Below are 13,946 nucleotides of genomic sequence, written 5' to 3'. Positions count from 1 at the left end.
ATGCAGTTTATTATTTCTAATTAATTCCATCTACTTATATACTAATAGGACCATATCATCTGGCTTTCTTTATGAACGTTTGGGAAACTTAGTATTAAATATTCAATTGGAATTAAGCGTAATTGAAGGCAATAATTCTTTTCCATTTGCTCCAAGTTTGCTTTCCATAATCAGTATTTTAACAGGTCTAGATATTATCGATGCAATTTATATACCTATTATACAAATTATTGGTTTATTTTCACTACTAGTATTAACAAGAATATTTTTTAATAGTAAGTACAGTCTTATTCTTACTTTATCTATCTTCTTATACACATTTGCCTTAAACTATCATTTTGTAGAGTATAATCTTGCAGAAGCTTTACTTTTTTTGTTTATATGCACGTATTATAAGTATCTGACAGAAACAAAAAATAAATCCATTCTTGCTTTAATAACAATTTTATTGTACATTACTATTAAGTTCTATGGACCACCTGTCGAAATGTGGGCATTAAGTTTTATTTGTATTTCGACAATATTGTACTTTTTATTGCAGATTATTTGTAACAACCAACATTCGAATGCAAACTCTGCAACATTTTCTTCCTTTAATTTATTAATTTTATGTATTGTTATTTTCTTAGCTTATAACCCTAAATTTTACGACCAGCTTCTTTATCGAGAAATAGGTGCTACTATTTTAGTAAATACACTTGGCAATGTGATAAACTCAATTTTGAATCCACAATCTACATACGCAGAATTTGAGTATGTTCTCAGCACTCCAATGCCTTTAAAAGTAGTTAATATTCTCTATCATATAATTAGTCTTTTGCCTGCAATATTCATATTATCTTATAACCTGTTATCAAGAAGGAACATACTTTTAACAGAGAAAATAAATAATATATTCTTTACATCTTTAATGGTGCCTTTCATTGTTGATTTTGTTCTATATGCATCATTAGGATTATTCGTTACAAGATATCTGACTTTGATATACCCCTTAATATCATCATATTTATTGAAGGCACACTTTGAAAAATCATCCCATTATATAATTATAATTTTGATGATTTTAGGAGTTTTTCATTACCTATTTATATTAGAATTCAATGAGGGATATAAACTTTCGGGTGAAGAAGAATCTAAAATGTTAATTTCTCATTTGGAATTCAATACTAATATAAACTGTTCTATTCTTATGGATCATCGAACATATGGATTTACAAAATTATATTTTGCAAAACAATTTACTAGGTACGATCAATTTTTATTTATTCAATATACTAATGAACGTTATGCTAATATATTGGGACTAGATGATAATTTATTCTTTGATTTTGACTTTTTACTTGTAAATGTTAAAAATAAATCCTATCCTTTGCAAGTAGGCCCGCCTACATGGATGTATTTCGAACCCTTAAATGATAAATATTCATTATTGAGAAATAATGTAGGCTTAAATAAAATATATCAAACTCAAAGTTTTGAGATTTATCAGCCAAATACAATTAATCTCTAAAAAAGTGTTTATATTACACTTAATGGTGAGAGTCACGAGTATGTAATCTGGCTGAGAAAAATGTCTAAAGGTAAAACATGAAATATTTAATAAGTAGTATCTATGGGTATCTGTTTCATGATAGATTGAGCAATGATGGCTTTGAGATTTTAAAAAATATTATCCATGTTGGCGTTGGGACAGTTATAGGTAGTTTCCTTATAGTTATCTTTAATATTTTGGTAGGAAGAATGCTTGGTCCAGAAGGATATGGACAAATCACCCTAATAGACTCCATTGCAATGTTTTTGTGTCCTCCAATGTTATTAGGTGTTAATACTGCAATGGTAAAATACAATTCAGAAAAACTTGATTTCCCTCGGCAGCAAAAAATTGTATCTACTTCATATATTCTTGTTTTTATACTTTCATGTCTTTCTCTAATATTTTATATACTTCTAGCAGATATTATCAGAAGTATATTTTCTGTTCCTCCTTACATCTATTATTTATCCATTATTTTTTCGATTTTATATATATTGCATTCTTTAACTACAAACACGCTTCAAAGTCTTCATAAAATGAATATGCTTTCAATTTCAAAACTATTATATGGTTTAGTACTACTGTCATCTGCGTTAATATTTATGCATTTTAATAGTCTGTCTGTTTTATCAATTATAACTTGCTTATACTTATCATATGCCTCTGTAATTCTATTAACTTTATTGTCCACTTATAAACTTTTACGTTTTAAATTCGATCTCAAATGGGCGAAAACACTATTTCACTATGGGACTTTTAGTGTTTTTAGTAATATATCATATATTCTATATACTAATATAGATAAAATATTAATTAATAAATATATGCTAGTATCTGATGTTGGATTATATACTGCTTATTATCGTTCGTCAATAAGTATAATTGCTCTAATTTCTGGAATTTTAGTGACTGTTCTATTTCCAGTAATGTCAAAATATGAAAATAAATCTGTAATATTACAAAGATTAAATTATTTTATGCCATATTTACTTATTTTTGGATTCCTATTCTCATTAATATCTGAATATCTGATTATTAATTTGTATGGACAAGATTATCAATTGAAATTGTCTCTTGTGTTGCTTTTTGCAATAACAGCAGCTATATTTTCCTGTTATAATCTATATACATGGATATTTAATTCGGTAGGTATTAAAGGTGTTAAATTAACAATGTTAGGAACTGGAAGTATAGCTGTGGCCAATATATTACTTGATATAATTTTAATTCCGATGTTTGGTTTACTTGGTGCAATAGGAGCAACAGCACTAGCTTATTGTATAGGTATCTTCATCATTATTATTAGATTTAAAGTAAATCTTGAGTCACTACTTTAAAGTAAGGCAAAATGTATATAATCCACTATTTTACCTATGGATAAGATGACATTCACTGCTTAGTCTCCTAAAAACTATCATTCTTAGATATCAATTTCCAAATTAGCATCCAAATAATTATATGACACTATTTTAATTTTAAAATCATTAATGAATAATTATTTATACCGTTATAAGATATAAGAAGAATAGCTTTAAAACCTATTTCCTGCTAAAAATCACATGGTGATTTAAAATGATTAAACCGAAAGTGTTAGTTACGACTAAAACATACAGGTGGTGATTTGTTTTCATTCTGTGTTTGTGACCTAGAATTCCCATTAAATCTTCGATTTGATGGTAGACTAACAAGTACTTAAAGTTTGTTGATACAGCGCTAGCTGTATCAGGAAACTCACATTTGCAGATATACAGTTGTAAGTATTCCAAGAGGACTTATACTCAACATCAGCTTCTGACACTTGTTTTACTGAAAGAGTACCTTGATGTTGACTATAGAAGTACTGTTGAACTTGTTGAAGTGATGGATAAGGTACAGAAGAAAATTGGGCTAAAAAAGGTTCCACATTATACTACATTGCATAAATTCACTCAAAGAATTAAGTCTGTTTACTTCAATGGATTATTGAAACAAACAATTGACCTGTTCTATTCACATGGAGAGAGAATAGAAGTTACTGCTATTGATTCAAGTGGATTTACCAGTGGACACTGTAGCTACTATTATTCATTCAGAACAGGAAAGAAACGTAGATCATTCTTGAAAACCAGCATTTCTGTTGATACGGAGAAGTTGGTCATTACCGGTTTTAAGATATCAGGTAAACCTGTTCATGATGCAAAACATGCAATGACATTGATTAAACAATGTCATCAAACTAGAAGATCAAACTACTATGTGATGGATAAGGGCTACGATTCAGAAGCCATACATTCACTAACAAGAGAACAATTGCATGCAGTAGCTATAATCCCTCTAAGACAGAGGAAGAGAAAGAGGATAAAAGGATATTACCGGAGAAAAATGATATTTGAGTTTGATGATGAACTCTATCATAGAAGAAACTTGGTTGAAACAGCATTTTCAGTCCTTAAACGAAAATATGGAGAAGAGATCAAGTCCAGGAAGTACTGGAATCAGGTGAAAGAGATTAAAATTAAACTGATAGTGCACAACCTTGGCATGCATGCCAAAGTTGTCTATTCAATTCAAACGAGGATTTCTACAGAGCCAAAATTTGTTAATGCAGCGTAGCTGTATACGGAAACTCGCACTTATGTATATATTGCATAAGTAATCCAAGAAAATTATGCTATATAAGCTGGGTTTTATTGAAATAATATATGGATACAGAAAATTGTAAGTTTCCTTTAATTACTATAAAAGATAAAATCAAAAATTGGGTTAAAACAGCCTCTCGCACTCCCTTATCACCGGGCTCATCTTGATGATCTCGGGCCTTGTGCCTATCACGATGGCCAGCTTCAGGGGTGGGCACCCCCGAAAAAGAAAATGTCTGGGAATGGGATATGAAGCATTTTTATCGCACCGGTTTTTTGTTCAGGGCATCGCGGGATGGCCTGTAAGGTTTTTTCACTGGTGTAGAGACTCAGTGAACATATTTAAGTTTTATGAAAATGATTGAAGGATAATTTACGGAGATATATATAAGTGGAGAGAATAATGGTGGCTGGAACTCTGCCTGGCGTAAAGAGGTAAGACTGGGGGCGTTGGGGCGAACTTTTAAATGTATTTCAGGTCGCCGTTCTTACAGCAAAAAAGCAAAACATCGTCTCTGCTGCAAAGAGGAGAAATATAAAGATCCGATGCAGACTGAAGGCTCCGGGAAAGTAGCACTTGTCTAAGTTGGTTCCCGTTAGCTGGAGAGATCTTGTAAAACGATTAAGAGAATTCGGGTTTGAGGCTCCTTATCCGGCGGAAGAGATCCGTTCATGATAAAAGGTGATCTTGTCCTGACAATGCCGGATCCCCGCAAGGACAGGGTAAGCGCAGACCCGCTTCAGAGGATTCTAAAGCAGGCTCAGATATTCCGGGAAGAATGGCTCGGCGAATAGGGACAGACGCAGCCCCGCCGCAGGCGGCACACTGCGTCCTTGCTGCAAAACCAAAGGTCTCGACAGATCAATGCCTTTACTCAGGGACCTGACTTCCTTTGTTCCTCCTCAGTTCCCTCAAGGCAGTAATAGCCACTGCTCAGGCCGTTCTCCTTATAGACCTGGCAGCTCCCGCATATGCATCCTTTCCTCTCTTCAATGAAGCGGCTTTTTCCTGAAGCGCAGAAAACCCCCTCCAGGCTCCCGGCATCCGAGGTATCGCCCTCTATCATTCTTGTCATGTCCTCCGGCTTGGACTTCTGCTCGTATGCTGTCCTGTAGGTCGGGCATTTCCTGCACAGGCATTTGTGTATATTGTCAATACTCTTCTCCACTTTCCCCATAGCGTACCCCCTGGCACTGTCATTTGCATTATGATATCTAATGCTGTATAGGAAATATGCGCAGCGCTTTATTTAGTGCTGTCGTTTCCCTGAGGCAGTCCTGAAAGCGAGCTTATGTGACAGCATAGGGATCGTTATGCCCTTGTGATCCATTTTCTGTTAATTCTTTTACCATATGCAGGCTCTGAAGGAGCTTATTTATAGCTCACGGGAACAGGGCCATCCGCCACAGCCGCCGCGTTCCTTCACTGCCGTGAAAAAGAATGCACAGCCAACACAAAGCTAACGAAGCAGGCATTGTTCCCGTAAAAGGCACATACCTTGGAGAATCCATCAACTAAATATTAAACCTGAAAGAAGCTCAACTCATAAGACAGTAAGCCTTCAGATAAAAGCAATTTGCTTATTGCGTCAGCAATTCTTAAGAGGATAAGAACAGTAGTATGGATGACCTTCTAAAGGCAATTATACCTATATCAGGGGTATATTGGCACGCTCACATCTTTTCCAGAAGCGGCATAATTTGCAGGATCCGGGCTGATAGCTTTGATCGCATCTTCCTCCGGTCATAGAACTTCTTGCTTTTACAGAGCAGTGCTCCGTTCCATTTGATGTTCCATGATCTGAATGAGTCTATGCAAAAAAGTAAAGGTCAGGAGTAAGTTGTGAGCTTACTCTTTCCTGCGCTGGAAGAAGAACGCAAATCCCAGGGTTGCTGCTATTGGCAGTGCGATCGTGGGGAACTCGGGGATCTCATCACTCCTGTCGTCGCAATCATCAACACCGCCCTTGTCATCACGTGGCATCATGTCTGCCTGAACTTGCAGGTAGGGGTATCCTCCATTGACATTCTTGTCGATTGCCCAGACATTCTCGAAATCCCAGCCGACATACGTATTGAGTGCATGAGGATATGTCATTTCTGCGGCAGTACGGCCTTGGCCACCGGTAATTTGCAGTGTGGTTTTACCGGCATTCCAGTATGAGCTTGTTACATTATCGGATGAAAAAAAGAAATACTCATAAGCATCATCGTATCCTCCCGTTTCAACATAAGCATTGGAATACGAGTTGATTATTGTGCCTCCGGTCGTAAACCCTGTCACTGAACGACCCCCGGAAAGACCTCCGGTTGCGTATGAATTACTTATTGTGCCGCTGTTGAATCTAACAAATCCCGTAGCAGATTCCTCAGTAATGATGCATACACCTGCATATGAGTTCGTTATTACACCGGAATTGGTATAGACGAATCCGGCAGCATTAGTAAGACCGCTCAAAGAATCAAAACCAATACCTCCGGTTACATATGCATTATCTATGGTCCCGTCATTCCGTCCAGCAAGCGCAGAACTTCCATTCCATATATGAATCCCGATCAGTCTTATATTCTTTATTAATGCACTCTGGCCTATAGTACCAAATAATCCGTCACCGAAACTGACATACAATCCGGTAATTTTATAGTTCTGACCATTAAAGACACCATTGAATGGGCTTTCACGATCACCTATCGGTTCAAACCCGGCACCATCATCCCAGTTTATAGTTTCATATGCGTTAATATCATTAATTAACACATAATGTGCATCCAGGCCGTTGCTCATTGCCTGCAGCTCATAGACATTCGAGATCTGATACGGATCATCTGCTGAACCATCGCCGCCTGCAAATGCTGAGGCAGGTGTGGCAAGAGAGGATATCAATAATAATAACGATAATAATATATATTTCATCATAGGTACCACTGAAATTATTCAAGGCACTATAATTACTTAATATATCAAGTTTTCTAAATAGCCTCTCTTGCAAGTGAAAAATTCAAATGCACTTGGTGGATCGGAAAGATGGGATCTCATGGCGAAGGGGACAGGCGTCCAGGCGCAGGCGGCTCTTTCCTTCGCTGCCGGGCAGAGAAAGCAAAAATATGCTCATTTATGTTTATATCGACGCTATGCCTGCCGTTTTCTCATATGGCACTGATAGCCATCGCAGTGACAGGACTGTACATGAGCACCAGCGCCAATGATCCTCCGGGAGGGGCTGATCGCCGGCTTTACAACCCTCCGTGAAGTTCGTCACAGTTCAATGTTTGAGATACGGATCTTCATGTGCATACCCCGGACATACCCCGGGGCCATTACCTGAGAGAACAGCACCAAGGTAATAAATCATAAGGACCATTATTCCTATACCTTAAAACGGGTCATGATGCAAAAACGGATACAACGACAAAAATCCGCAGAGCACTACTATGAGAATGAATGAAACAGCCTTTTCCGGCAGGATCCGTTCGGCAGGAAAGATCTTTTATCCTCTTCTGGTGATTGCAGTCCTTATAATGCTCTATCTAGCCTATGTGCAGCTTATCCAGGACAGGGATGAGGTGCCTGATATAGTCATCACGAAAGACAAGACGGTCACTGTGATACAGAACAGCACCGGGGCGGTCCTGTACGAGGGAAACGACGACGAAAAGGCAATCAGGGTGGCAGTTGATTCGGTTGGTAAGGGCGTGATCCTGTTCGAGAAGGGAACCTATAATGTCACCTCGCCGATAGGCCTCGGATCGGATATCACACTGATAGGCAACGATTGCTCTCTCATCGGGTACAGGATATTCAGGATAAGTGATGCTTCGGATGTCGTGATAAAGGGATTCGATTTCAGTGACCCGGATGAGAGCTATGGCCGCCACTCAGGCACCAATAGCATCGTGGAGATAACGAACAGCAGGAACTGCCAAATACTGGATAACACATTCCGCAATTACAGTGCTTACGGGCTATACCTTTCCACACGGTCCCTGCAGCACCATAACAGTGATATTATCATCAAGGGCAACCAGTTCCTCGATTACGGCTACTGCGGGATCATGATAGGAAAGCAGGCCAGTAATATATATGTGGATGACAACCTGTTCAGGAACATGAATGCAAAGAAGGTGAACCCCAACTCTTATGGGGTGGCCCTTGCAAAAGGCAGCACGGTATACAGCTATTCCGAGTATATCTATATCCGCAATAATACCCTGGAGAACAACCCCAGATGGGAAGGTATCGACAGCCATGGTGCAAACCATGTCTACATCCTTGACAACACCATAACGGACTGCAGGATCCCAATATCGGTGGCCCAGATAAACGGTGACAATCTCTATCCTGAACCCGTACATAATGTCACCATCAAGGGGAACTACATCAAAGGGAACATGAGCGCATCACTGCAGGATTCAGGCATCTATGTGATAGGGGGGCGCGGTCCGGGAGGGCTCATCCAGCCATACAGGGATGTTATCATATCCGATAACATCATCACCGATGTGAACAACTGGCTGCAATCCAATGACGGGGGAATAGTGCTGATGCATGTAGAAGGTGCTCAGGTATACAACAACACTATCTCGAACGTAGGAGGTACCGGGGTCAACCTGGCTGGCGCTAACGATGTCCTGGTATATGAGAATGATATCCGCAACCTTGTGAAGATATCCAAGCCGATATGCAGTGTGAGCGTATCCAATGTAAAGGACATTTACAGCATAGACATAAGGGATAATAAGGTGGATAGCACGGATAACTGTGTCTTCTAGGGTGCTGGCAACTACCGGGAACAAGGACCCGTAACCCGTTATTTTAGAGCAGGGCCATAGCGAGGAACCCTGCCATTATCGACACCGAGAATAACACGAAGCTGAAGAAGTTCAGCCTTGTTCCCTCGTAGAGCTTTTCCCGGCTTTCCAGCCCCTTTTCCAGCAAGGTGAATACGCCGGGCAGGAGCAGCAGGTAGGGTATGAGTGCCGGAAGCAGTATCCAGCCCCCGGCAAACAGGTAAGCAGCAAGAAGAACATTGGCTATGAGCAACAGATGCAGGATAAGAAGGCCATATATACTCTTCCGGAGCCCCATCCTGAGGACAAGCCCGCGCTTTCCTGCCTTTTCATCGTAGGGCATGTCTGTCATCTCTCCGCCCCAGGCGAATATAAGCGTGCTCAAGCCAGTGACAGGCATTATAGGAACCACCAGCGGGTGGAAGGGAATGCCCTGAGCGGCGGCATACAGCAGTATTGCGAAGGGTCCGAAACCTGCCCATACTGCGATCTCACCCAGGCCCCTGTATGCCAGCTTGAATGGCTCTGCAGTATAATACTTGCTCAGGAAGGCGGCTGTGACAAAAATAAAGATAAAGATCGGCCACATATCCGGCCTGTTGTGGATAAGCCCCAGCGCTCCCAGGAAACCCACGACAAGACCGCCCCTGGCTATTGTGAACATCCTTTCCTCGAGTCCGGGATCTCTCACCATCACCGCGGATCCGCCGCTGAATATGCTCTTCCCGGAGTCCAGGGTATCGCAACCCTGTTTGGTATCATATATATCGTTATAGATGTTCATGGAGACATGCATGCTGAAACCGAGAACGGCTGCAAAGAAGAGGCCCAAGGGGTCAAGTTCTCCTGTTGCGATCACAGCAACAGAAGTGCTTATAGTCAGTGGTGCCAGCATGGCAAGGAGCCCGTAGGCGCGTATCATCTCGAAAATACCTGGACGCTCGTCAGCCATGGTAACCTCAGCAATATGCGAAAAGTATCAGAGGCGCAAGATATTCACCTGAGGGGCGTATAAAGGTCAGTATGCGGATATCTTTACCAATAATTGCCCGGTTATATGTATTCGGTCTTTACTATAAGAACACATGGTGGCTTCCCTGTTCTGAACAAAGTGCTGTCCTGACCACACCTTCCGTTCATTCGGAAGGCCGAGGAAAAAAGGGACGGCTTCCTATAGGACAATGCCCTTCAATCGCCTTTTAGCAGGGAGCGCACGGTTTCCCTCACACACTTCTCAGAGCCCCACTCCGGCTTCCATCCAAGCTCCTTAATTTTATCCACGGACAGCATCATCTTAGGTACATCGCCTTTCCAGCCGCGTTTTCCGCCGGTGTAGCTGAAATCCACATTTTCCAGGCCCATCTCTTTTACCACTATCTCCCCGATGCGTGTAGGGGTGGTGGTGTCCTCTGAGCCGATATTGAATATGTTTACGTCCTCGGAGCTGTTCTCAATGGCAAAATCCATGGCATCAGCACAATGCTTCACATGGAGGTATGATTTGGACTGCATGCCGTCACCCAGTATCTCCAGCTGTGTTGGATCGTGCTTAAGTTTCTCGATAAAATCCACTATGATGCCATGGGTGCTTCTGGGACCGATGATATTGGCAAAGCGGAATATCCACGACCTCATGTCAAATGTATGTGAATATGAGGTTATCAGGGCCTCGCAGGCCAGCTTGGAAGCCCCGTAGAGTGAGATCGGGATAAGCGGGCCGTAGTTCTCCGGCGTGGGAATGATGGATGCCTCTCCATACACAGTCGATGTGGAAGTGAAAGCAATATCCCTGATCCCCTTCAGGCGCATGGCTTCCAGGACGTTGTAGGTAGCTGTGATGTTCTGTTCAAAATGCACTTCCGTATCCGTTGCTCCCAGTCTTACGTCCGGGTTTGCGGCGACATGTAATATGAGGTCCACATTCTCACAGGCCCTGGCAAGCTCTTCAGTATCAAGGAGATCGCCCTCAATGAAATTGAAACCGTCATTGCCAAGATGCTCGTCTATGAACCCGAGACTTCCCGAGGTCATATTGTCAAAAACAGTGACTTCATTCCCTTTTTTAACCATGAGGTCTGTCAGGTGGCTGCCGATAAACCCTGCTCCGCCTGTGATAAGTATTTTCCTGTTCATTAACTGGTTATATGACATTGTTTTTAACTCCCCTGCCATCTATTTAATTCTGCCTCTATGGCTCCTGGCCACAATGATGCATCCAGTTTCCCGCTCTGCCTGAAGGTCCTCTTCTACTCTCTTTTAAAGAGAAGGCAAGATGCATTGTCATTATTTTATATATGCTAAAATATAATATGCATCTGTACTGTATATAGTTTTAACGGCATCATCAGGGTAAAGCTCCGATGTCCTTTGGGATCAGGTCTGTATCCGGAACATGGTTCTCTGGTGAAGGAATGCCGAGAGCCAAGAAACTCTCCGAAGGCTGTGAAAATAAGGTTAAGGTTAAAGGGTTACTTGAACAGACCCTTCAGCCAGTTGACAATGCTTTGAAATGGGCCGGGTTTTGGCTGTGCTTCCAGCAAGGACACATTCCCTTCTACAGGCTGTATGTTCTCCTGGGGTGCGGCAAGCTCCTCTTCGGTGTCCTCCGGTCCTGCATCCTCTTCAGGTGCCTGTAACTCGGAACGCTTGCCAAGCTCCGATGCCTGCACTATTGTCAGCTCAGTGCCTGTCTTACCCGATCTCTTCTCTTTCTCAGCCTTCTTTTCACGGAGTTCTATCTCGATGATCTCCCCGTCTATATCGACAACGAAAAGGCCGGCCGGTACGCCGTTGGTCTTATAGGAGCACTCGAAGTAACCGGTCGAATCAGTCCTGACCTTTGATAAGCCTTTGAGGGTCAGGTTCACTTCTGCTTCCGTCGCCTCTCCGGTTATGGCCACCTTATATGTGAAGGGCAACACATATGACTGCGAGATGCTTGCAAGCCCTGCACTGTCCGCTATGGCTGAACGTGAATAGGGTATTCCTAACTTCTTGACCTCTACTTTCAGCAATGTCACCTTTTCGGCATCGACTGAGAAAGTGTCGGTTCCGGCAGGTACTTTGATGTTCTTGAGCTCATACTCGTATTTGCCCTCCCTGACAGGCACTTCCACCGTAAAGGAAGTGTAGGCGTTCAGTACACTGTCTGGAGTGCCGTAACCCTTGATGACTATCTCATCGCCGACTGCCGGATTGGCAGGCGTCACACTGCTTATGGTAGTGCTGGCGCTGGCTGCAGAGATCAGGAGCAAGGCTATCAAAATCGAACATGATAATATGCCACAGAGTTTCAGTGAGTGGCCCGGATAGATAGATCGTGATGCTTTTTGTTGTTTCACAACAACCCCTCTTTTGACATATCAGTTGAGTATCTTTTGTATTAATTTCAGTTTTATTTAAAACTTCCTGTATATCCAAAATCTTTTATTAATTTACCTTAATAAAAAGACGCTTCTTCAAATTAATTGTCATGACACAAGATGCAATAAATGATGAATGCACAAAACTCTTATTATTTGAGTTGCATTAACAACATTTTGCCGTATCCGGAAGTATTTTTATTTCCTGGGCTAGATGAACATTGCCGGCTGGTGTAAAAAGGAACATGAGACCGAATCCCTCCTTCCCCGCAGACCTGAGAATTGTCATGGTACTTGTCCTGGTGACAGACCTCTTCATACTTCTCCCTTTCCTCAGTAACAGTCCCATCCGTACAGTACTTGGGCTTCCGCTGGTGCTCTTCCTTCCGGGATATGCACTGATCGCTGCCCTTTTCCCTGCAAAGGATGACCTTGACGGCATAGAGCGCATCGCCCTGAGCTTTGGCCTGAGCATAGCAGTCGTACCCCTCCTGGGTCTCGGCCTCAATTACACCCCCTGGGGCATACGGCTTGTTCCCGTACTGGTATCAATATCGGTGTTCACTCTCGGCATGTCCCTCATAGCCATCACCCGCCGCAAAGGGCTTGGAGAGAACGCTTTTTGCGTTCCTTTCGGGAAGATGTATGCATCCCTTCGTGACGAGCTAGCCACAGAGCGCCGGTCCGGGCTTGACCTCATTCTCAGCATAGTGCTTGTTGTTTCTATCCTGTTGTCTGCTGTGACTCTGGTATACGTGGTAGTGACCCCCAAACAGGGTGAAAGGTTCACGGAATTTTACATATTAGGTCCGGGGGGAATGGCGGACAATTACAGGACCCGTCTTGTGTTGGGTGAAAGCGTTGATGTTATAGTCGGTGTTGTCAACCATGAGTACCAACCGGTCAACTATTCCCTGGAGATAAGGCTGGATAACGAGTCAATGGAGGTCCCGGAAAACTACCGGCATATATCTCTCGGGCATAACTCCACCTGGGAGCAAGCGCTGTCCTTTGCCCCCCCGGTGACAGGAAGCGACATGAAGCTGCAGTACCTGCTCTACAGGGAGGACAATATGAGTGAGCCCTACAGGGATCTTCACCTGTGGATAAGTGTCATGGAGGCTGATAACCTGACCGGGCAGGAAATGCCGGCGGCTGTATGAGGATACGGGAAACGTACTGTTGGTTTGTTTCGCTGTTTTTACATCTGGTTCCTGAGTGCAGTGGAAAGTAAGATACTTACTGTCCATATTTCAGAATAATATCCCTTAGTTGCGCGCATTCTGAGTGCACATTCTGAGCAATAAAAAGTAAAAATGAGATTAATTATCGAAAAGAGCTTTTTGTCGGCGTGCCGCATCATATTGGCCTGATCCCGGGGAAAATGCGGCCAGATTTTCCTGAAACTTTCAGGAATCTTTACTGGATATGCTCATAAAAATTAATACTAAGCTTATATTCCTTATTGGAAACCAGCTCAAACTTAGTTAATTTGCCCCGGAAGAATTCTTTTCGTCGTTACCACACGATAATCTTATAAGTGTAGAGCAATGTTTGTATATTGGAGTGGACTGGAAAGCATAGGTACTGGAGAGCAGTTGCCATATCTCTGTCTACTTCCGGAGCCAGTATTCAAGGGGGCTT

At 42.1% G+C, this 13,946-nt stretch carries 11 protein-coding genes; 6 read left to right on the top strand and 5 right to left on the bottom strand.

Annotated features, from left to right (window positions below):
• Positions 1 to 79 precede the first annotated feature (79 nt).
• The 4 genes from PV02_RS10080 (at position 80) to PV02_RS10065 (ending at position 4,947) form a co-directional block, all read left to right on the top strand.
• Positions 80 to 1,510, top strand: a complete 1,431-nt coding sequence (locus PV02_RS10080) for a hypothetical protein (RefSeq protein ID WP_256623283.1) — start codon at positions 80 to 82, stop codon at positions 1,508 to 1,510.
• A gap of 77 nt (positions 1,511 to 1,587) precedes the next feature.
• The gene (locus tag PV02_RS10075; RefSeq protein WP_256623282.1) at positions 1,588 to 2,871 is read left to right on the top strand and encodes an oligosaccharide flippase family protein; all 1,284 of its coding nucleotides are present in this window, start codon (positions 1,588 to 1,590) and stop codon (positions 2,869 to 2,871) included.
• Between the two features lie 400 nt (positions 2,872 to 3,271).
• Positions 3,272 to 4,126, top strand: a complete 855-nt coding sequence (locus tag PV02_RS10070) for an IS5 family transposase (RefSeq protein WP_256623281.1) — start codon at positions 3,272 to 3,274, stop codon at positions 4,124 to 4,126.
• A gap of 698 nt (positions 4,127 to 4,824) precedes the next feature.
• Positions 4,825 to 4,947: a hypothetical protein gene (locus tag PV02_RS10065; RefSeq protein WP_256623280.1), complete on the top strand. Its 123-nt coding sequence runs from the start codon at positions 4,825 to 4,827 to the stop codon at positions 4,945 to 4,947.
• An 80-nt stretch (positions 4,948 to 5,027) separates the two neighbouring features.
• Here PV02_RS10065 and PV02_RS10060 read toward each other — a convergent pair whose 3' ends face one another.
• Positions 5,028 to 5,330, bottom strand: coding sequence for a DUF2769 domain-containing protein (locus PV02_RS10060; RefSeq protein WP_256623279.1), 303 nt, complete (start codon positions 5,328 to 5,330; stop codon positions 5,028 to 5,030).
• 671 nt (positions 5,331 to 6,001) lie between these two features.
• On the bottom strand, positions 6,002 to 7,036 hold the full coding sequence (locus PV02_RS10055) for a PEF-CTERM sorting domain-containing protein (protein WP_256623278.1): 1,035 nt from the start codon (positions 7,034 to 7,036) through the stop codon (positions 6,002 to 6,004).
• Between the two features lie 548 nt (positions 7,037 to 7,584).
• Between PV02_RS10055 and PV02_RS10050 the strand changes: the two genes are divergently transcribed.
• Positions 7,585 to 8,922 carry a right-handed parallel beta-helix repeat-containing protein gene (locus tag PV02_RS10050; protein WP_256623277.1) on the top strand — a complete coding sequence of 446 codons (1,338 nt, stop codon included), beginning with the start codon at positions 7,585 to 7,587 and terminating at the stop codon, positions 8,920 to 8,922.
• A gap of 43 nt (positions 8,923 to 8,965) precedes the next feature.
• Here the strand turns inward: PV02_RS10050 and PV02_RS10045 are convergent, their stop codons facing one another.
• The 3 genes from PV02_RS10045 to PV02_RS10035 form a co-directional block, all read right to left on the bottom strand.
• Positions 8,966 to 9,892 carry a prenyltransferase gene (locus PV02_RS10045; protein ID WP_256623276.1) on the bottom strand — a complete coding sequence of 309 codons (927 nt, stop codon included), beginning with the start codon at positions 9,890 to 9,892 and terminating at the stop codon, positions 8,966 to 8,968.
• Positions 9,893 to 10,128: 236 nt separating this feature from the next.
• Positions 10,129 to 11,091: an NAD-dependent epimerase/dehydratase family protein gene (locus PV02_RS10040; protein ID WP_256623275.1), complete on the bottom strand. Its 963-nt coding sequence runs from the start codon at positions 11,089 to 11,091 to the stop codon at positions 10,129 to 10,131.
• A gap of 317 nt (positions 11,092 to 11,408) precedes the next feature.
• A complete protein-coding gene (locus tag PV02_RS10035; protein WP_256623274.1) occupies positions 11,409 to 12,281 on the bottom strand; it encodes a hypothetical protein in 873 nt (290 codons plus the stop codon).
• Between the two features lie 266 nt (positions 12,282 to 12,547).
• Between PV02_RS10035 and PV02_RS10030 the strand changes: the two genes are divergently transcribed.
• Entirely contained in the window at positions 12,548 to 13,465 is a 918-nt protein-coding gene (locus tag PV02_RS10030) for a DUF1616 domain-containing protein (protein WP_256623273.1), read from the top strand.
• Positions 13,466 to 13,946 lie beyond the last annotated feature (481 nt).

It is taken from the genome of Methanolobus chelungpuianus (assembly GCF_024500045.1).
Classification (GTDB): Archaea; Halobacteriota; Methanosarcinia; order Methanosarcinales; family Methanosarcinaceae; genus Methanolobus; species Methanolobus chelungpuianus.
The sequence above is the reverse complement of the archived record's forward strand: the minus strand, read 5'-3'. Positions and strand labels throughout refer to the sequence as shown.

What these genes read in the sequence shown, in the direction of transcription:
- PV02_RS10065 (WP_256623280.1), top strand. Translation starts at nt 4,825, where the DNA reads ATGATAAAAGGTGATCTTGTCCTGACAATGCCGGATCCCCGCAAGGAC.
- PV02_RS10045 (WP_256623276.1), bottom strand. Translation starts at nt 9,892, where the DNA reads ATGGCTGACGAGCGTCCAGGTATTTTCGAGATGATACGCGCCTACGGG.
- PV02_RS10050 (WP_256623277.1), top strand. Translation starts at nt 7,585, where the DNA reads ATGAGAATGAATGAAACAGCCTTTTCCGGCAGGATCCGTTCGGCAGGA.
- PV02_RS10060 (WP_256623279.1), bottom strand. Translation starts at nt 5,330, where the DNA reads ATGGGGAAAGTGGAGAAGAGTATTGACAATATACACAAATGCCTGTGC.
- PV02_RS10030 (WP_256623273.1), top strand. Translation starts at nt 12,548, where the DNA reads ATGAGACCGAATCCCTCCTTCCCCGCAGACCTGAGAATTGTCATGGTA.
- PV02_RS10040 (WP_256623275.1), bottom strand. Translation starts at nt 11,091, where the DNA reads ATGTCATATAACCAGTTAATGAACAGGAAAATACTTATCACAGGCGGA.
- PV02_RS10075 (WP_256623282.1), top strand. Translation starts at nt 1,588, where the DNA reads ATGAAATATTTAATAAGTAGTATCTATGGGTATCTGTTTCATGATAGA.